Annotated in this window: 17 protein-coding genes and 1 pseudogene; 9 read left to right on the plus strand and 9 right to left on the minus strand. The window is 68.1% G+C overall.

Features of this window, described 5'->3' with window-relative positions; all coding sequences use genetic code 11:
• The first annotated feature begins 111 nt into the window (after positions 1-111).
• Both ACH4FH_RS31205 and ACH4FH_RS31210 read left to right on the plus strand, forming a co-directional pair.
• A complete protein-coding gene (locus tag ACH4FH_RS31205) occupies positions 112-696 on the plus strand; it encodes a short chain dehydrogenase (RefSeq protein WP_398559305.1) in 585 nt (194 codons plus the stop codon).
• A gap of 85 nt (positions 697-781) precedes the next feature.
• Entirely contained in the window at positions 782-1,609 is an 828-nt protein-coding gene (locus ACH4FH_RS31210) for a class I SAM-dependent methyltransferase (RefSeq protein ID WP_398559306.1), read from the plus strand.
• Between the two features lie 217 nt (positions 1,610-1,826).
• Here the strand turns inward: ACH4FH_RS31210 and ACH4FH_RS31215 are convergent, their stop codons facing one another.
• Entirely contained in the window at positions 1,827-5,057 is a 3,231-nt protein-coding gene (locus ACH4FH_RS31215; RefSeq protein ID WP_398559307.1) for an alpha-L-rhamnosidase, read from the minus strand.
• A 476-nt stretch (positions 5,058-5,533) separates the two neighbouring features.
• On the opposite strand from ACH4FH_RS31215, the gene ACH4FH_RS31220 reads away from it, so the two are divergent.
• Positions 5,534-6,199 (plus strand): class I SAM-dependent methyltransferase, encoded by a 666-nt coding sequence (locus ACH4FH_RS31220; RefSeq protein ID WP_398559308.1) that lies wholly within the window; start codon positions 5,534-5,536, stop codon positions 6,197-6,199.
• A gap of 279 nt (positions 6,200-6,478) precedes the next feature.
• Here the strand turns inward: ACH4FH_RS31220 and ACH4FH_RS31225 are convergent, their stop codons facing one another.
• Complete coding sequence (locus tag ACH4FH_RS31225) at positions 6,479-7,066, minus strand: DUF998 domain-containing protein (protein ID WP_398559309.1); 588 nt, start codon at positions 7,064-7,066, stop codon at positions 6,479-6,481.
• A gap of 183 nt (positions 7,067-7,249) precedes the next feature.
• Here ACH4FH_RS31225 and ACH4FH_RS31230 point away from each other — a divergent pair, with 183 nt between their 5' ends.
• A complete protein-coding gene (locus ACH4FH_RS31230) occupies positions 7,250-7,696 on the plus strand; it encodes a PaaI family thioesterase (protein ID WP_398559310.1) in 447 nt (148 codons plus the stop codon).
• 708 nt (positions 7,697-8,404) lie between these two features.
• Here the strand turns inward: ACH4FH_RS31230 and ACH4FH_RS31235 are convergent.
• Together ACH4FH_RS31235 and ACH4FH_RS31240 are read right to left on the minus strand one after the other, a co-directional pair.
• The gene (locus ACH4FH_RS31235) at positions 8,405-8,911 is read right to left on the minus strand and encodes an SRPBCC family protein (protein ID WP_398559311.1); all 507 of its coding nucleotides are present in this window, start codon (positions 8,909-8,911) and stop codon (positions 8,405-8,407) included.
• The gene (locus tag ACH4FH_RS31240) at positions 8,892-9,797 is read right to left on the minus strand and encodes an RNA polymerase sigma-70 factor (protein ID WP_398559312.1); all 906 of its coding nucleotides are present in this window, start codon (positions 9,795-9,797) and stop codon (positions 8,892-8,894) included. The genes ACH4FH_RS31235 and ACH4FH_RS31240 overlap by 20 nt, the downstream gene beginning before the upstream one ends.
• A 699-nt stretch (positions 9,798-10,496) precedes the next feature.
• Here ACH4FH_RS31240 and ACH4FH_RS31245 point away from each other — a divergent pair.
• Positions 10,497-10,895, plus strand: coding sequence for a hypothetical protein (locus ACH4FH_RS31245; RefSeq protein WP_398559313.1), 399 nt, complete (start codon positions 10,497-10,499; stop codon positions 10,893-10,895).
• A gap of 172 nt (positions 10,896-11,067) precedes the next feature.
• Complete coding sequence (locus ACH4FH_RS31250) at positions 11,068-12,285, plus strand: RNA-guided endonuclease InsQ/TnpB family protein (protein ID WP_398559340.1); 1,218 nt, start codon at positions 11,068-11,070, stop codon at positions 12,283-12,285.
• Positions 12,286-12,300: 15 nt separating this feature from the next.
• On the opposite strand, the gene ACH4FH_RS31255 is transcribed toward ACH4FH_RS31250, so the two are convergent.
• The gene (locus tag ACH4FH_RS31255; RefSeq protein ID WP_398559314.1) at positions 12,301-12,495 is read right to left on the minus strand and encodes a DUF6381 family protein; all 195 of its coding nucleotides are present in this window, start codon (positions 12,493-12,495) and stop codon (positions 12,301-12,303) included.
• 674 nt (positions 12,496-13,169) lie between these two features.
• Here ACH4FH_RS31255 and ACH4FH_RS31260 point away from each other — a divergent pair.
• On the plus strand, positions 13,170-13,919 hold the full coding sequence (locus tag ACH4FH_RS31260) for a class I SAM-dependent methyltransferase (protein ID WP_398559315.1): 750 nt from the start codon (positions 13,170-13,172) through the stop codon (positions 13,917-13,919).
• Positions 13,920-14,042: 123 nt separating this feature from the next.
• Here ACH4FH_RS31260 and ACH4FH_RS31265 read toward each other — a convergent pair whose 3' ends face one another.
• From ACH4FH_RS31265 to ACH4FH_RS31275, 3 genes and pseudogenes are all read right to left on the minus strand, one after another.
• Positions 14,043-14,291 (minus strand): hypothetical protein, encoded by a 249-nt coding sequence (locus ACH4FH_RS31265; protein ID WP_398559316.1) that lies wholly within the window; start codon positions 14,289-14,291, stop codon positions 14,043-14,045.
• Positions 14,288-14,545, minus strand: coding sequence for a hypothetical protein (locus tag ACH4FH_RS31270; RefSeq protein WP_398559317.1), 258 nt, complete (start codon positions 14,543-14,545; stop codon positions 14,288-14,290). Before ACH4FH_RS31270 ends, ACH4FH_RS31265 begins: the two co-directional genes overlap by 4 nt.
• Before the next feature lie 143 nt (positions 14,546-14,688).
• Positions 14,689-15,222: pseudogene (locus ACH4FH_RS31275) on the minus strand (kinase).
• 869 nt (positions 15,223-16,091) lie between these two features.
• Here ACH4FH_RS31275 and ACH4FH_RS31280 point away from each other — a divergent pair.
• Together ACH4FH_RS31280 and ACH4FH_RS31285 are read left to right on the plus strand one after the other, a co-directional pair.
• Entirely contained in the window at positions 16,092-16,685 is a 594-nt protein-coding gene (locus ACH4FH_RS31280; RefSeq protein WP_398559318.1) for a carbonic anhydrase, read from the plus strand.
• A gap of 73 nt (positions 16,686-16,758) precedes the next feature.
• Positions 16,759-18,216 carry a SulP family inorganic anion transporter gene (locus ACH4FH_RS31285; protein ID WP_398559319.1) on the plus strand — a complete coding sequence of 486 codons (1,458 nt, stop codon included), beginning with the start codon at positions 16,759-16,761 and terminating at the stop codon, positions 18,214-18,216.
• Positions 18,217-18,260: 44 nt separating this feature from the next.
• Here ACH4FH_RS31285 and ACH4FH_RS31290 read toward each other — a convergent pair whose 3' ends face one another.
• Positions 18,261-18,860, minus strand: coding sequence for a DUF1877 family protein (locus ACH4FH_RS31290; protein ID WP_398559320.1), 600 nt, complete (start codon positions 18,858-18,860; stop codon positions 18,261-18,263).
• Positions 18,861-19,186: the final 326 nt, after the last annotated feature.

Here is a 19,186-nt window from a genome sequence, read left to right on the forward strand (position 1 = left end):
GCGCCATGCGTGTGTCGACGAGTTGAGCAGCGTTCAGTGGTCGGTGGACTCGCGAAGGTTCACGGGAAACGACATGGCTCGTGTGTTGTCGTCCCTGACATGATCGGTGGCATGAAGGTACTTGTGATCGGGGCGACCGGAACGATCGGCAGCGCTGTCGCCAGTGCGTTAGAGGCTTCTCATCAGGTGATCAAGGGTTCCCGCCGAGGTCCGACGAAGGTGGACATGGAGGATCCGTCTTCTCTGGACGCACTCTTCGATGAGGTGCCGGATCTCGATGCTGTGGTGTGCTGTGCCGCCAGCGGCCCGCTGGTGGACTTGGAGTCAGCGGCGGATGACGAGATTGCGGCCGGAATTCAGGGCAAGCTGCTGGGCCAGGTCGCGCTGGCGCAGCGAGCTGTGCGCCGTCTGCGCGACGGCGGCTCCATCACGCTGACCGGGGGAACCTTCGCCACTCCACTGGCCGGCGGCTCGCTGGGAGCCCTCGTCAACACCGGACTGGAAGGCTTCGTCCGCAATGCGGCCGACGAGCTGCCGCGAGGACTCCGCATCAATGTCATCAGCCCTGGCTGGATCAAGGAAACCCTGGAGAGCATGGGTGCAGACGGGGCCGACGGCACGCCTGTCTCCGAGGTGGCCCAGGCGTACGTGAGTGTGGTGGAAGGCGCCGCACAAGGCCGGACCATTCGTCCGTGACGGGCCTGTGGGCCGGAGACGGGAGTGTCGGCGGGAGCGCTGCCCACAACAGGAACCTCCGGCGCACCGCCGTCATACTGGACAGGTGCGGAACAGGAGTACCGGGCGCTACGGCGAAGGTGTGTTCCGCCCGGAGGTCGCCGGCGAGGCCGACCGCATCGATGCGGGAGCGCTCGCCTACGACGGCGTGACCACCGCACGGTTGACGGCCCTCGGAGTCGGCCCCGGCTGGCACTGCCTGGACGTGGGCGCCGGGACAGGCACCCTGACTCGGTGGCTGCTGGATACGGCCGGTGTCGAATCCGTCCTGGCCGTCGACCGTGACACCCGTTTCCTCGCGACGACCGGTGACCCGAGGCTGACGACGCTGGCTGCCGACCTCACCGCACCGGGCTTCGGCCGCGGCCTCGGCCCGTTCCATCTGGTCCACGCGCGCTTCGTCCTGATGCATCTGCGCGCATGGCGTCGCATGATCGCCACGCTGGGTTCGCTGGTCGCGCCCGGTGGTGTGCTGGTGCTCGGCGACGCCGTCGACCTGACGACCGCCACCGCGCCGGTCACCCCGTACACCACAGTCATGCGCGCGATGTGGCAAGCGCTGCGGGAATCCATCGGTACGGACATCTCCTGGGTGCCGGAATACCCGGACATCCTTCGGCAGGAGGGCCTGCAATCCGTGGCAGCGGAGATCACAGTTCCGCCCCTGCTTGCGGGCAGCCCCATCAGCCGCTTCTGGGCCGATACATGGCACCGCGCACACGACGCCATGCTTGCCACAGGGCTCGTCGACGACGCGCAGATCGACCAGGCCATTCGCTGGCTCTCCTCACCGGACTGCGCCGGCGTCTCCCCTGGATTGCTCACCGCTTGGGGATGGCAAGCCGAGCAAGCCACCAGCGACCGGCACACCTGACCACCACACCTCGTGCAGGGGGCCGCCGACCGGCTCACCGCCGCGCTCGCCCGCGCCGGCCCCCGGGCTGCGCGAAGACCTTGGAGCGGGTGCCGGAGTGGGAGTTCCGTAGGCCCGGGAAGGCGTCGCGAGAGCCTGGGTGGCAACTGCTGCCTTCACGCCTCCTTCCATGTTCATACGGTCCTCGCGCAGCCTTTCAACGCGGCACTGGATCCGATCAGTTGGCGAAGTGGTGCGTCCCCGACGACGCCGCGTACACGGCGCAGCCGTCCTCGGACCGCAGGAACTTCGTGCCGCCGTGGGCTACTTCTGAGGCCTTGTCGGCAGGGACCCACACCTCGGCCGTCGTATTGGCGGGGATCGTGACGGTGAGCCGGAACCCGTCGTCACCCGTGCTCCAGCGGGTGGTGATCGGGCCGTGGACCGAGTCGAACGTCCCCTGAGCGCCGGTGACGCCGCCGCCGGGTCGCGGCCGGATCAAAATCTTCCGGAAGCCCGGCGCCGCCGGTGCGATGCCCGCGATGTTCGCGTACATCCACTCGCCCACGGAGCCGTACGCGTAGTGGTTGAAGGAGTTCATCCCGGCGTCCTGGAAGCTGCCGTCCGGCTTGATGGAGTCCCAGCGCTCCCACATCGTCGTCGCTCCCCGGTCGATCTGGTAGCCCCAGCTGGGGAAGGTGCGCTGAGTGAGGAGCCGGTATGCGACGTCGGTGTGGCCCGTCGCGGTGAGCACGGGCAGCAGGCGCGGCGTGCCGAGGAAGCCGGTCGACAGATGCCAGCCCCTGGACTTGATCAGTTCGACGAGGCGGCCGGCGGCCGGGCCTCGGTCCGCGTCCGTCAACAAATCCATGGACAGGGCCAGAACGTACGCGGTCTGCGTATCACCCTTCACCCGGCCGCCGTTGGTGACGTACGCCGCGCGGAAGGCGTCGCGCACGCTGCGGAACATCGATGTGTACGGCGCCGGGTCCTTGCCAAGTGCCTCGGCGGCCCGCCCGACGAGGTCGGCGGCGTGCGCGAAGTAGGCCGTCCCGATGACGTCCTTGGGCGTCTCGTCCTGAATGTTGAGCCAGTCGCCGTACCCCTCGGCCGGACGCAGGAAGCCGCTGCTGTGCTGCTCCAGATAGGTCAGCCATTTCAGCATCGACGCCCAGGACTGTTCGAGGACGCGGGTGTCCCCGTATGCCTGGTACAACGCCCAGGGCACGGTCACTCCGGCGTCGCCCCAACCCGCCACGCCCTTGCCGACCGAGCCGATGAAGGGCGCCACATCGGTGAACGCGCCGTCGTCCGACTGCCCGTCGCGCAGATCACCCAGCCACTTGGTGAGGAACCGGGCCGATTCCATGGTGTACGCGGCCGTCGGCGCGAAGACGTTGATGTCGCCGGTCCATCCGAGCCGTTCGTCGCGTGCGGGTGTGTCGGTGGGGATGGAGACGAAGTTGCCGCGCTGCCCCCATGTGATGTTGCTGTGCAGCTGGTTGAGCATCGGCGCGTTCGTCGAGAAGTCCATGGTGAAGGGCGTCGACGTGTGGATGACCCGGCCCGTGACGGCGTTGAGCGGCGGCTTGCCCGGGTAGCCCGTGACCTCGACGTAGCGGAAGCCGTGGAAGGTGAAGCGCGGCTCGTACGTCTCCGTGCCCGCGCCCTTGAGGGTGTATGTGTCGGTGGCGCGGGCGGTACGGAGGTTCGTGGTGTAGATCGAGCCGTCGGGGTTGAGGACCTCCGCGTGACGCAGCCGCACGGTGGTGCCCGCCTTGCCGGAGACGGTGAGCCGCACCGCGCCCACCATGTTCTGGCCGAGGTCGAAGACGAAGACACCGGGAGCGGGTTCGGTGACCTTGCGGGCGGAGACCTCGCGCTCGACGCGTGTGGGGCCGCCGACCTCGGCCACCACGGCGGCGTCCACCTTGTCGACCGCGTCGGCGGCGACCCACCCCGCGGCGTCGAACCCGGGGCGCGTCCAGCCGGCGGTCTCCAGGCGGGCGTCGTAGTCCTCGCCCGACATCAGGTCGGCATTCGTGATCGGCCCTGTCGCGGCGCGCCAGTCCGCCCCGGACAGCACGCGCTCCGTGGAGCCGTCGGTGTACGTGACCTCCAACTGGGCCAGCAGCGCGGGCCGTTCGCCGTACTGGTGCGGCCCGAACCAGGCGATGTTGCCCGCGTACCAGCCGGCGGCGAGGGTCACGCCGAGAGCGTTGGCCCCGGAGGCGACCAGCTCGGTCACGTCGTACGTCTGGTACTGGACACGCTTGTGGTAGTCCGTCCAGCCCGGTGCGAGCCGGTCATCACCGATCCGCTCGCCGTTCAGATACGCCTCGTAGAGGCCCAGCGCGGTCGAGTACAGGCGGGCGCGTGCGACGGCCTTCGACTTGAGGCGGAACTCGTGGCGTAGCTGAGCGGCGGGGGCGTAGGCAGGAGTTACCTTGCCCCAGGGCCCGGCTCCCCACGCGGCTGCCACCTTGGCCGCCGGCCAGGAGGCGTCGTCGTAGTCGGCCGACTCCCAACTGCCGGACGGTTCCTTGTCGCTTGCCTTCCATGTGGCGTCGCTCGCGACGGTGCTCACGGTGCCGTCCGCCGCTGTCAGTTCGAGGACCACGAGGAGGCCCGCCGGGCCCTTGGTCGCGTTGGTCGCCGCGGTCGCGATCACCGCGGCTCCCCCGCCCAGCATGTCCGTCACGTCCACGACGGCGGGACGGCGCCAGTTATCCGCGGCGCTGTCCGCGTCCGAGTGCGCGACGCGCGTACCGTTCACGTACGTCGTGCAGCCGTCGTCGGCGGCCGCCACCAGGCGCGCCCGGACCACACCGTCGGGGACGTCGACTCGGCCCCGGAACCAGCGGGTCGCCGCAGGGGCGCTGTTGGCCGGATCGCCCTCGGGGAACCAGATCCAGGAGGCGCCGTCCAGGGCCGGGGCCCCGACCAGTGCGGCGGGCGCGCCGATCCAGCCGGCCGACCAGTCGGACGTGGCGGTCAGACCGGTCTCCCACCACGCGGGCTCGCTCCACCCCGAGACCTTGCCCGCGCTGTTCCAGACCCGCACCGACCAGTAGTAGCGCGTACGGGATGCCAGGGCGGGACCGCCGTACGGCACGAGGGCCGAGTCCGCCGATGCGACCTTGCCGCTGTCCCAGACGTCGGGCTTCGCGAGACGTCCCGGGACGGTGGCCACGCTCACCTGGTAGGCGCTCTGGGCCTGGCCCTCCGCGTCGGACGACAGGTGCCAACTCAGCCTGGGGCGCGGCACGTCGAGACCGAGGGGGTTTCTCGTGTACTCGACGGTGCTTTTGGTGACGCGCAGCGAATCCCTTGTAGTCGCGAGCGGCTCTCCTGAGGTCGCCACCGAGGAATGGGCATCCGGCGCGGCGGCTCGCGCGACAGAAGCGGTAAGTGCGGTGGTCAGCGCGGCCGTTGTGGTCGCGCTGAGCAGTCGTCTTCTGTTGATCACGCTCGGCACTCCGTAAATGACTCGACAATGAATCGTTTCACGCAAGGAAGTTAGAGATGTGCGAGTGACCCGTCAAGAGGTCGGCGTTCACACCGGGGATCGATGCAGATTTCAACGTTCGGACCATTGACGGCCCGGCCGGGCCGGGCCTAGCTTCCATCGAAGCTGCTTGAAACCTTTCACATGTCGGGGTGCTGCCGATGAACGAGTCCCCCATGAGCGAGCCTCCCGTCCCGGCCGTGCACGAACTGAGCGAGCCCTAGGGGCTTTCCGCGCTCTGCAGGACGTGGGCCGCAACCGCTGCACCCGGTGAGGCCCACGGCGCTGCGGGAGAGAAGGTGCCGGACATGCAGTCTCGCCTTCTGCCAGGCGCGCCTGCAGCGCACCCGTCACCGAGCCACCGTCGGTGCCGGCTCCGGAGTCACCGGTGGTCCTTAGCTGGCCATCCCCTTCGGGCTGTTGGGTAGCCTGCGGTCGTGCGGATCGAACCGAACACCGACGACTGGCTGGAAGACACTCGGACGTCCTACGACACCGTCGCCACCAGCTATGCGGACCAGGTGCGTCACCTCCTGGAAGAAACGCCCGATCAACGCGCGGTCCTGGCGCAGTTCGCCGACCTGGTGTGCACCAGCGGCGGGGGGTCGGTTGCGGACGTGGGATGCGGGCCGGGGAGGATCACGGCCCACTTGCGTGCACTGGGCGTGGACGCGTTCGGGATCGACCTGTCGCCCGGGATGATCGAGGTGGCTCGGCGCGATCACCCCGGCCTACGGTTCGAACTCGGCTCCATGACGCATCTCGACCTCGCCCATGACTCGATGGGCGGCCTGGTCGCCTGGTACTCGCTGATCCACGTCCCCGACGACGAGATCAGCTCGGTCCTTGCGCACTTTCAGCGAGTGCTCCGGCCCGGTGGACCACTGCTGCTCAGCTTCCACGTCGGTGACGATTCGCAGCTGAAGACGCAGGGCTACGGCGGCCACCCGATGAAGGTCTACGTCCATCGTCGACAGCCGGGCCAGATGGCTGCCTGGCTCAACGATGCCGGCTTCACCGTCGAGGAGCACATGACTCTCAGCTCGGCCGAGAGCACGCTCGGGGGACTCCTTCTCGCACGCTGCCGGCGCAATACCCAGTAGGGCCCTCATCCGGTGAGTCGCCGGAGGCAGATGAGGGTGCAGGTGTAGGCCGTGCCGGCGGCCAGGGAATGGTCGGCCTGGCGTTGGTAGGGGCAGTGGAGTCGACGGCAGCCGGCGCCCGGCAAGAGACAGTTCAACAACCCAGCGGTGGCGTCCCAAGAGGCCGGATACTCGATTTCCCTTCGTCGGACGGATCCTTCGCACCTGACGGACGATCGACCTTCGCCGAGCGGGTGCGGCCGCCACCTCCAATCGGACCTGGATTCCCGAGCCGCGCATTCATGACGAGCGGGGGCGAAGCAGGCAGGAAGCCACGACCACGAACGGCCACAGCGACTGCGCGGTCGTCAGGACGCGTTCGGCAATACCAGCGGCACCATCGCCCCGAAGTTCGATCAAGAAACACGCCGCACCCACTGCCATCAGCGCAGTCACCGTGATCGCGACCGCGGGCCGGAGTGCCCATGGCGCGGCTCTGCCACGATCGGCGGCCAGGACCGGCCACACCGCCAGAAGTGTGAAGCCGACCCCGACCACGAACCCGTGCCAGAGGGAGCCGCCGCTGCTGGTTGTCGGGGACATCGCCACCACGATCGCCGCCACGCCACCCGCGCCCAACGCCAGACGTCCGGCGAGCGAAGCTGGCCGCAGCCCCCAAGCGGTCACCAGATGACAGGCACCGAGGGCGATCAGCGCACCGTTCAAGATCCACTTTCCGGCAGCGCCGTCGGCCCCCAGGACGCTGATTGTCTGAGTGACGGGCTCATAGCCGGGTCCCTGGATCAGCGCCGCGATCACCCACGCAATTACCAGGACGACGGGCGCACACCCCGCCGACACCAAAGTCCACCAGGGCACAATCCGCATCAAGACACCGTAAAGCACCCACTCCCGCTCTCCCCATACACACGCGCACGCGCAAGCCGGACGAGAGCCGTTGGCTCCCTTCGCTGCCGTTCGGGTGAGTCGTGGTTTGAGCCGGCATCCCGTACGGCGCGGGGAGGAAGAAGAAGGAAACAACAGTGGATACCTCGACCTTGGGGCGGTGTGGTGAGCGGACGATCCGGCCCGTTCTGGGATGGCGCGGAGGGGCGCGCCCCGCTACCTCGGGCGGCGGCCACGCTGGGGCTTCAATTCCTCGACGCGGACGTCGAGAACGGCACGATCGAGCTGGCCTTCACCGCGACCGAGGACTTCACCAATCCGGCGGGCAACGTGCTGGGCGCCTTCCTTGCCGCGATGCTCTACGACACCGTCGGCCCCGCCCTCCTGGCGACCCTCGCTCCGGACCAGTTCCAGTCCACCCTGGAACTCAACACCCACTTCCTGAGACCCGTCCGCCCTGGCCGGATCATCGGGAGGGGCCGCGTGGTGCACCGGGCAGGCGACATCGCCTTCCTCGAAGCCACCCTCACCACCCCCGACGGGACGACCATCGCCACGGCCGGAGCCACGGCCCGCGTCATCCCCCTCGACCAGGCACCGACCTCGCCGTGACGCCCGCAGCGATCAGCGACGCCGCTGAACTGCGATGGCACACCGGCACGCGTTGACCGCGTCGCGGCGAGTGCGGCCTTCATGGCTCGGTGCCACAGGTCCCGGACTTCGCGTCTTGCCGCCCCCGTAGCCGCTGCCGACGAATTGGTGGACGTGCACGATACGACCGTCCAGGAGCCAGAAGTCGTTGCCGGGCAGGGCGATCTAACCGGGCGGCATCCTGGTCCAACGGGGGGTGTGGTGTCGGCTCCGGCGGGCCCGCAGGAAGGAATGCGTGCCCAGCGCAGGGAACGCGATCACTCCGACGAGGCTGGGCAGTAGGCCCGGTTCGCCGGCACCCGTCTGCAGCACGGTTGCCAATAGCTGGGAACCGGCCAGTGCTCCTAGCCCGAGGTAGACCCAGCCTGCCCATGTGGGGCCTTCCGGCTCTGTGCAGGCCGGCACCGGTACGGTGGCGCTGCTGTGGCTCATTGCCCTCGTGTACCCCACGGCGCCCAGTTCATGACGACCGCTGTCAGGGATGACGCCGCGCTCAGCGCAGAAACCGGCGCAGTGCTGAGCGTGGCCGGCGCCGGTCTGCGTCGTGGTCAGGGTCGAGGTCGAGGTCGAGGGATGTGCGGTGGGTACGTGGCGACCCGCAGCCCGCAGCACACCTCACCCAGCTCCCCCCATCCGGCGCGAGCCGGACGCTCGGTTCGCCGGGGACGTTCACCGGGGCTCGCGTTCGCTCCCCGCCGCCTTCCCAGTCGTCATGCCCGTTTCCAACCGGGGGTGTTGAGCCAGCGCGGTATTGGCGGCATTGAGGATATTGCGAAAGGTGCGGGTGATGACCGGCCGTGCGAGGAGCCGGGTGAGGAGGGCCCCGAATACCGGGACGGGGATCTCCGCGCGGGTGGTCCAGCGCACGTGGGTGCCGCCATCGACCGCGGTGAACGTCATACGGCCGAGTTCGTGCCGGGACGGCGGCAGACTGCGCTCGACGAAGTACTCCGTGGCGTGCGGCGGGTCGTAGTGCGTGATGCGCTCCCGGAACCAGCCGATCAGCCAGAGGTGGCTGCGCACCGCGCCGACGCCGTAGGGCGCGTTCTCGCCGCGTCGGGTCAGGCGGCAGCGCACCACCAGCGGGGAGCGCGTGTAATGGGTGGTTGTGGTGAGCCAGGCGAACACCTCGTCGATCGGGGCGTCGATGACGCGTTCAACGGTCATGGTTTCCATGGCTGGGTCCTCCTCTGTCGAGTGGGTGAACCGTCTCGACGCGGTGCAGCTTGTCCGGGTTGCGCATGCCGTAGAGGCCGGTGATCCGTCCGTGGTTGATCTCGAACGCCACCAGCCAGTCGAGTTCGCCGTCGGTGAGGAAGCGCGTCGCGGGCATACCGTTGTACGTGGCGTGCTCGATGCGGGTTGTCGCGTTGGTGGCGGTGCGGATCACGCCGAGGACGAAGCGGGCGACGTCATCGCGGCCGATGATCTGCCTGCGGGCGGCGACGGCCTTCCCGCCGCCGTCGGAGATCTGTACGACATCGGGTGCCAACAGGTCCATCAGCGCCTGGACTTGTCCGGTCGCCGCCGCGAGCAGGAACTGTTGGACGATCCCTCGGGTGCCCTCGGAGTCGGGCTCGAAGCGGCGACGCCGCGCATGGACGTGTCGGCGTGCGCGGTGCGCGATCTGCCGTACGGCGACCTCGGCCTTGCCGACCGAGGCGGCGATCTCGCCCTGGGTGTAGCCGAACACCTCGTGCAGCACGAAGACCGCGCGCTCGGTCGGGTTCAGCGTCTCCAGGACCAGCATCATGGCCATCGACACCGACTCGGCCAAGATCACATCTTCGCTCACCTCGGGTGCGGTACGGATCGGCTCGGGCAGCCACGTCCCGACGTACTCCTCGCGCCGCGCCCTGACCGCGCGCAGGTGATTGAGAGCCTGCCGGGTCACCACACGCACGAGATAGGCCCGCGGATGCTCGATGACGGCCGGATCGACCGCGCTCCACCGCAGGTAGCTCTCCTGCAGCACATCCTCGGCGTCGGCGGCGCTGCCCAGCATCTCGTAGGCGATGGTGAACAGCAGCGGACGGTGCTCTGTGAAGGCATCCTCAGCCATGGCCGGCCCCAACCCATTCCGTGGTGCGGTGACCGGTGCGCAGTGGCCACACAGTGGACCGGCAGCCCAGTTCCTCGGTCCCCGCTGCGGTGCACGTGGCGACCGGGGGCCAGGCCGGCTTGTCGCTGAGCCGGGAAGGCCGGATCACACCCCCTCGACGCTCCAGGCTGATGACCCGCCTCATCACGACCATGCGCTGACACCCCGGCATCACACTCGGCTCCTCTCTTCGGATGCTCATCGAGACACCCCGCACCAAAGAACCGTGACAGCCCTGCACCGTGATTCCGTTCACAACGTGGTCCAGCTGCGCCAGGCGACCGGCGCCGCATGGGCATCACCGATCGCATCGCACACCCGGGCGAGTCAGTCGACGGCCTGACGGTCAGAAAGGTGGCCGGGGCGAATCGAGGAGCTGCTCGCCGATCACGTGCGTAATGATGGCGAGGTCGTCGATGGCCCCGAAGCAGAGCGGTCAGAACGGACCGCGCAGCCTCCATGACCTGTCCACGCAGCAAGCGAGCGGAGGGGCGTAACTCATGATCGGCGTAACTCATGATCTTGCCTGGCGTTGGTCTCTCAGGACCGCAGGTACCCGACGACGCCGATCCATGACGCCGATCTGTGTGGCCTACGGGACTTTGCCAGTGGGATCGTGCCTCGTCGCGGGGCCGGGAAGAATGCTTGAGGTCGCCAGCCATGCACGACATCACCAAGAAGATCGCCGCGGGAATCGGAGCGACTGCAGCGGCCCTCGGCTGTGTCATCGCCGCGGGGCCGCCCGCAGCGGCGGCCGGCAAGTGGTGCAACCACTCGGTCTGCATCGAGACCTACGACTCGGGCACTTACCTCGGCCGGGTGGAGGTGTCGGTCACCAACACCAACCAGCCGAACCGCATCCGCGCCCGCGTCTGGGTCACCAACGACAGAGGCAACCTCTGGAGCGCCAACACCAAGGCCGAGGACGTCGCAAAGTTCAGAACCTACCGGGACCAGGCGTACCCGCAACGGCACTTCCCCAGCGGCACCCGGCTCTGCGCGGAAGGCTTCCGCGGGGGCACGAGCGTGGGCCTCCCCTGCGTCACGATCACCAACTGACCCCTCCCTCGCTGCTCGGAATCGCGTCGGCGGCACCGGCACTAGTCGCAGTGCTCCCGTTCACGGGGCAAGTGAAGCGATTCTGAGCGCTGCTCTGACCCGCAGGGTAGAGCAGGCGATTTCGCTGCTCGATGTGCTGAAGGACGATCGACAGCGGAGTACGGTGATCGGCATGCAGCTGAGGTACAGCTTCCGCCTGTATCCGAACGACCCTCAGCGCTCGGCTTTGGCGCAGGCGTTCGGGTGTGCTCGGGTGGTCTACAACGATGCGCTTCGCGCTCGTGAGACCGCCCGCGCCGAAGGTACGCCGTTCCTGAAGAGTGGGGAGCTGTCCAGGCTGCTGATCACCGCAGCGAAGAAGACCGACGAGCGGGCCTGGCTGGGCGAGGTGTCGGCCGTGGTGTTGCAGCAGTCCTTGCGGGACCTGGATGCCGCCTACCGGAACTTCTTTGATGGGTTGAAGGGGAAGCGCCCGGGTGTGGGCGCGCCTCGGTTTAAGTCGCGTAAGGACAGCCGGCAGGCCGTGCGGTTCACCGCGAATGCCCGGTGGAAGATCACCCCCGGCAAGGACTTGTCGTTGCCGAAGATCGGGGACGTGAGGGTGAAGTGGTCGCGCACGCTGCCCTCGATCCCGTCCACGGTGACCGTGATCAAGGACGCGGCCGGTAGGTACTTCGCGAGCTTCGTCGTTCAGACGGGCCCAGCGGCACTGCCCGAGACCGAACCGGTCGTCGGCATCGACCTCGGACTTGGACACTTCGCCGTCCTCTCGGACGGCACGAAGATCGACGCCCCTCGCTTCCTGCGCCGGGCAGAGAAGAAGCTCAAGCGGGAACAGCGCCGTCTGTCCCGCAAGGCAAAGGGCAGCAGCAACCGGGACAAGGCTCGCCTGATGGTCGCCCGGGCCCACGCACGGGTGGCAGACGCGCGGCGCGAGTTCCACCACCAGCTTTCCACGAGGATCATTCGCGAGAACCAAGCGATTGCGGTGGAGGACCTGGCGGTCAAGGGACTGGCCCGTACGCGCCTGGCCAAGAGTGTGCACGACGCGGGATGGTCGGCGTTCGTTGCGATGTTGGAGTACAAGGCAGCCCGCTACGGGCGCACCCTCGTGCGTATCGGCCGGTTTGAGCCGACCTCTCAAGTCTGCTCGCAGTGCGGCGTCAAGGACGGCCCCAAACCCCTGCACATCCGAGAGTGGATGTGCAGGGCGTGCGGGGTTGTCCTCGACAGGGATATCAACGCGGCAGTCAACGTCGCCAAGGCCGCCGGACTGGCGGTGTCAGCCTGTCGAGCGCAGGTAAGACCGGGACTCGTCCCGGCGCAGCGTGGTGAAGCAGGAACCCACCGAGACGGTCGGACGACCGTGGTAGGAATCCCCGTGCTTTAGCGCGGGGAGCGGAAGTCAAATGAGACCTATCTCCTCGTCGCCCTTGTCGATGGCCTGCTTGCTCTCCTCCTGCAACCTGCGGGCCCGGTCCTGAAGCCGTCTACGCGTATCCGGGTCGGAAGTGCGCGCCGCGGCCTTCTTCAGCTCCTCCGCCGCCGTGAGCATCTGCTGAATGCGACCGCTGTCACGGTCACGGTCGATCCCGCTCATGGTCCCTCCACAGCACCGAAGAACACAGACCGTCCCAGCACACCATCGCCGCCGCGACGACGCATCTCGAACCAAGCCACCCCCGCCGGCGCACGGACCTGGGTGGCTTCAGTGCATGCGCTCCGGAGCCGGCCCCAGTGAGTCCTGAGCAGTGCACCGCGTTGGGCAGGGCCCGCATGAGCCGGCGATGCGGTGCACTCACAGGGAAGGCGCGGCATTGCCCGCTGGGCCAAACGAGGGGCTCACTGGCCGGCGGCCTGTCGATGCCGCCTGTATGACAAACATTCGGTACGTTCATCGAGCAGGGCCTTCCTGACCCCGGCAACCTCCGAGGCCGGGGTCAGAAGGCCCGACCGGGCCCTTCTGCACGGCACGCGGGCCGGCGCACGGCGCACCCCGGGCCGCGGACGGCACGCCGGCGTGGGGGCACGAGCGGCCCACGTGGACGGGGAGGCGTTGGGCCGTCCTTGCGTGACGTGAATGCCCGGCTACCGGCTTGGTGGACGGTGTGGTCCACGTCGACGAGCCGCGCCTACCGCTACTGACACTGCGCGAGCCCCAAGCCGTCGCGGGGCCGCTCCGGCAGGTGGCCGCTAAAAGCGTGGACGTCGTAAGAACTGGTCGTGAGCGTCGACAAGGGTGGATGCACTCGACGGCGCGGCAGGGAGAGGCGCATGGACCGCAGCGACCACCGCACGCAGGCCCTCTCCTTCGGCACCGCCGCGGCTGCCTACCAACGCGGACGCCCACCGTATCCACCCCAGGCGATCGACTGGATGGTCCCGGCGACCACGCGCCGCATCCTCGACCTCGGTGCCGGCACGGGCAAGCTGACCCGACAACTTCACGAACGCGGCCTGGACACCATCGCGGTCGAGCCCGACGATCAGATGCGCGCCGAACTCACCCGTCAACTCCCGGACATCACCGTGCTGGCCGGCTCCGCCGAAGCCATCCCCCTCCCCGATCACAGCGTGGACACCGTGGTCGCCGCGCAGGTCTGGCACTGGGTCGACGCTGAACACGCCATGCCCGAAGTCGCCCGTACGCTCACTCCCCACGGCACCTTGAGCCTGGTGTGGAACATCCCTGATCAGCGCGAGGGATGGATCTCCGCCCTCGACCGGGTCCTGCACCCACGCGGCGCCCCGCCCATTTCCAGCGTCGGTGTCGGTGTCGACGCCATCGAGCCGCCCTTCGCGCCCGTCGAGCACCACGCCATCGAATGGCGCGATCACCTCACCCGCACCGAACTCATCGACCTTGTCGCCTCCAGCAGCTCGGTCATCACCCTGCCGCCCGCCGAGCGCGCGGTGCTCCTCATCGAAGTCAGCAGGTTTTGCGACAGCCGTCCCGAACTGGCCGGCACCAGCAAGATCACCATGCCGTACATCACGCACTGCTACCGCACACGGCTCCTCTGACCGCTGCCGGGACCGCTCGGGAGGCTGCCTGGCTCGGCCGACTCCTGCCGCAGGGGGACCTGGAGAGGACTGACACCGCCGCGGTGCTCGCCTCGCTTCGCCGGCGGATGGCGATGGCCGGGGTCAGACGGTGATGGCGAGGACCCAGAGGTGAGGGGACGGGCCCATGAGGATCACGTAGTGGACGATGGCGGCGCGCGTAGTGATGACGCGGACCGTCTCGTCCATCTCGTATTTGTCGGCCTGGGGCCACGACCAGGGGTCGGCGCACGCCTGGAGCACCGCCTGGTTCAGTGCTGCCTTCTCCGGGGCGGGCAGGTTCTTGATGGTCTCGCCGACACCATTGGCGAATCGCGCGGGGATCGCCGTCACTTACCGAAGACCTCGCCCATGCTCATCGCGCCGGTCTCGGGCTGCCCGTCGGACATCCATTTCTTGTAGGCGGCCGCCGCATGCATCTGGGCTCGGGCTTCGCGCAGCTCCGGGCTCCCCGATGCTGCGGCCTGGTCCGCTTCCAGCACGGAGGCGACGTAATCGGCGAGGCTCATGCCGGCGCGCGAGGCGGAGGCGCGTACCGCGGCTGCCAGCTCCTCGGGCACTCGCGCGTTCAGCTGTGTCGTAGCCATAGCAGAATCCTAGCGATTTGCTACACGGCGCGGAAGGTGCCCGGGCGCCACGAGGTCGGCGCAGACCCGACCACGCCCGCAACGGATTCGTCGAACGCCGGTCGGCGCTCTGGCGCAGGGGTTGGCCTCGGGGTCTCGTGCTGTCAGCGCTCCAGCGCGGGGAGGCAGGTCAAGCCGGTGTCGAGCATGATGCGGTCGACCGTCTCGGTGAGGGTGCTGGCAGCGTCGACGACGGTCTCGATACCCCCGGGCAGGAGATCCAACGGCCGTTACCAGTCCCGCAACTGCGGCTCGTCCACCTCGCCGGCGATCGGCTTGGTGGCGTGTCGGGCGAGAGTCTGCTCGAACGGCACGTCGAGGTAGTAGGCGTGGGACTGGCCGAGGTGGTCGGCGCGCAGTTGGGCGAGCATCTCACCGTAGTGGTCGGCGTACAGGATCCCTTCGACCACGACGTGGAACCCGGCGTCCAGGGCGTAACGGGCCGTCAGCCCGATCAGTCCGATGTTCGCGGCTCCCGGCCGGTCCCGTTCACGCAGCACGATCCGGCGAATGTTGTCCTGTCCGACCAGAGCGAGCCCCCGACCGAACCTCTCACGGAGACCGGCCGCGACACTCGGCTTCCCCGACGCGCTGTTGCCGCGCAGCACGACCAACCGGGTTTCGCCAGTGCCCACCATCACGACCGTCACGCTACCAACGGCCACCGACAACGCCCGGAGCGACGGCTGGCTGCAACAACCGCGCCCCGGAGCCCGAACGGCCACCCCTCGGTGCGGGCATGCGCTCCGCTTTGCGGTGCCGGGCAACCGGTCTCCGCTCATGCTCCCGAAAGCGTGGCCGGTTTGCCGTCGCATCCGTTGGCGGCTCCTACCGGCGGTCTGTGGGGCATCACGCGCTCGCGCTCCTGCCTCCCGCTCTGGGCAACGGCCGCGTCCCCGCCCCAACTCACACCCGCGAAGCCTGCTGAACCCAAGTGGCAGGGGGCGGCCAAGATGCGCCGCGCTGGTGAAGGCCTGGAGTTTTGAAGAATCGGGGCGCTCGTGGGAGCGCCCGTCCGCTCTGGCCCTGTAGGGCGTACGCCTGGGCACATCACAGTGTTCAACACTCCAATTACCTTTGTATAAAAGTGCTTGACCGTGACTTGACCTCCGGCTGTGAGGTAATCTCCAGGCAAAGAGGTGTTCGCGGGTGCCAAGTGGGCCGCTAACACGCTGACGCGTGCGCACGCATGCGGTCCGGCCAACGGCCGTATTACTCGGGGGGAGATGTGCTGATGGAGTGGCGACGGATTCCCCCCGATGCCGGGCACCGGTCAACACGGTCACTCCCGGACCACAGACGTTGCTGCTCCTACCGGGATGTGGTGGTGACGCGCTCCACGCCGTAGGCGCGAGCGCAGTCCCGTCTCGGGATCACCTCTCCGCGTCAACGACGACGCGGAAAAACCGGCTGCCTGTCCTCCGGACAAGGCGGCACGTCCCTTCCACTGATGACCTGAACACACCGCGCCCGCAAGCACGCTTGTGAGCGCAGGAGAAAGGCCACCATGAAGTCCCTGATTGACAACGCACGATCCTTCACGGAGCACGTCACGGAACGTGCTGAGGAGTTCCGCGCCCTTGAGGCCGGTCAGAGCCCAGAGGCCCTGTTCATCACCTGTTCCGACTCCCGCGTGGTGCCGTCCCTGATCACCGGCGCACGGCCGGGTGAACTGTTCGAGCTGCGCACGGCGGGCAATATCGTGCCCGAGTACAGCAGCGACCGGCCGAGCGGCGAGACGGCCACCATCGAGTACGCAGTGCGGGTGCTCGGTGTCCGCGACATCATCGTGTGCGGACACTCCCACTGCGGCGCGGTCAACGCCCTGGTAAGTGGGGACGATCTCTCCGGCGTGCCCGCCGTACAGGGCTGGCTGCAGCACGCGGCGTCCCAGCCTGAGACCACCACACCCCACTCCGCGGACCTGGCAGAAGCAGTCCAGCATCACGCGGTAGCTCAGCTGGAGCGGCTGCACGCCCATCCCTGCATCGCGGAACGGGTCGAGGCGGGAACCTTGGCGGTGCACGCGTGGTACTACGAAGTGCACACCGGAGCAGTCAAGCAGTACGGGCCGAACGACAAGTCTTTCCGGCCGCTGTGACCCGAATCCGCCCGCCTCACGGGCCGCCGAGTACCTCCCCCCTTCCGCTTCCGCTGTGCGAGGAAGTCCACTGATGCTCCCCACCCTCAAAAAGCCCGCAGACCTGCGGCGTGATGTCTTAGCCTCCCTCGTCGTCTTCCTGGTCGCCCTGCCCCTGTGCGTGGGGGTGGCCGTAGCTTCAGGAGTGCCCGCCGAGCTCGGCCTGATCACCGGCATCGTCGGTGGCCTGGTTGTCGGCTTCCTGCCCGGCAGCTCTCTCCAGGTCAGCGGCCCGGCCGCGGGCCTGACCGTCCTGGTCTTCGAGGCCGTTCAGGAATTCGGCCTCGGGGTTCTGGGAGCCATCGTCCTGATCGCCGGCCTGGTTCAACTCGCTCTGGGAGCACTGCGTTTCGGGCGCTACTTCCGGGCGATCACGGTAGCCGTCGTCCAGGGCATGCTTGCCGGCATCGGGCTCGTTCTGATCTTCGGTCAGCTCTACACCATGGCCGACGTCAAGCAGCCTCGCTCCGGGATCGACAAGATCATGGGAGTGCCGCACCTGGTCACCGAGATCGCCACCTCCAGCGATGCTCTGACCCCCTTCGCCATCGGGGCAGCCACCATCGCTGTCCTGGTCCTGTGGAAGAAACTCCCGTCCCAGGCTCAGATGGTGCCCGCACCGCTCGCCGCGGTCGCCCTTGCCACAGCTGCCACCGCAGCAGCCGGCTGGTCCGTCCCCCGCGTCGAAGTACGAGGACTCCTCTCGGCCATCCAGCCGCCCGGCATAGCCGACTTCACCTCGCTGGCCAGCCTTGCCGGCCTCGGTACGGTGCTCGCCTTCTCGCTCATCGCGTCAGCCGAAAGCCTCTTCAGCGCCGCTGCCGTCGACCGGCTGCACCACGGCCCGCGCACCAACTACGACAAGGAACTGATGGCCCAGGGCGTGGGCAACACCGTCTGCGGCATACTCGGCGCCCTGCCTCTGACCGCTGTCATCGTGCGCAGCGCGGCCAACGTCCAGGCCGGGGCCAAGACGAAGCTCTCCCGCGTCCTGCACGGCCTGTGGCTCGTACTGTTCGCCGCTCTCCTCCCGGCCGCGATCGGCATCATCCCGCTGGCTGCGCTTGCCGGGGTTCTCGTCCACGCCGGCTGCAAACTCGTCCCCGTCAAGGACCTGCTGCCCCTGTGGCGTACGCACCGCGGCGAGGCCGTGGTCCTCGCCATCACCGCGATCGCCATCATCACCACCAACATGTTCGAAGGCGTCCTCCTCGGCCTCGGCCTCGCCGTGATCAAGTGCGCCTGGGAAACCTCGCACCTCAACCTCGACGTCCACGAAGCCACCGGCGGCCGGCTGATCGTCACCATCACCGGTTCGGCCACCTTCCTCCGTCTGCCCCGCATGCTCGAAACCCTCGAGGCGTTGCCCAAGGACCGCCCGGTCGAACTCGACCTCTCCGAGCTGCGCCACCTCGACCATGCCTGTCGTATGACGTTGGAGAACTGGGCACAACAGCGGGGAACCACGATCGGAAAGCTCGCGAAGGTCTGACCCCCGCCACTCATTTCGCATGCGCGGCCCGCGGGCAGCCCGCCTCACAGCAGACGCGCAGACTCAATCATTGCTGTCCCTCGCCTGACGTCAGGCGAGGGACAGCAATGCCTCGAACGCTGCGACTTGGTCAGCGGCAGGTAAAGCTCAGGGAATGCAACCGTGTTCGATCTCAAGGCAGAAGCAGAAATGCGGCTCTGCTCGGAAATACCGGCGGTGCACTCGTAGCGCCGAGCAGACCCGCGACGCGAAGGACTCTTCCACCAGCAGCCGGCCTGCCCACCCATCCGGCGCGCCCTAGAAGTCGAAGGTCGTGAACGCCCCGTATCGACCCTTGGCTGCCTCAGCGTGAACGCGACTGGTTCTTCGTAGGCGTACTCGATCGAGCCCAGCGCGTCGGCCGGGCATCCCCGCTCCTGCGCCATCCGCTCCGGGTCGCAGTGGACCGCCAACTGCTCCCACTGGGTCGCCCGCAGCTGTCGTGCCAAACTCTCGACCTGCTCCGCGGACCACCCGAACAGGGTGCCGTCCTCCAGGATCTGGAACCCGTCCATCAGGAACTCGAGACCAACGTCCGCCTCGTCGAGCAGGAACTGGAGTCCGGCCCACGCCTTGTCCGGGCCACCGTAGGGACGAGCCGACATCGGAGAGTCGGCGCTGCCGTACAGCTCGTGGACTTACTCACCAGCCCAACTCGGCTCCCGCTCCGCCCTGTCCAGCTCCTCCGTCGTCGCGCAGATGAACCCGATGCGCACACCCATGACAGGCAATCCCCCTTGGCTTACAGCCCGTTCGACCTCTCTATCGACCAACGGCGGCGAGTGTTCCACAGCGCTCTGACAATCAGGCAGAGCCGTCCCACCGCCGGGGAGGCTTGCGTTGGGCGTAGCGCTCGCGGCGGCGTTATTCGTCGGGTGATGCGGATTGCGGAGCGGTGTCGCTGCTGTGGGGTGGTGGGGGCCTATGAGGT

Origin of the sequence: Streptomyces sp. NPDC017993, from assembly GCF_044328065.1 — a bacterium.
Classification (GTDB): domain Bacteria; phylum Actinomycetota; class Actinomycetes; order Streptomycetales; family Streptomycetaceae; genus Streptomyces.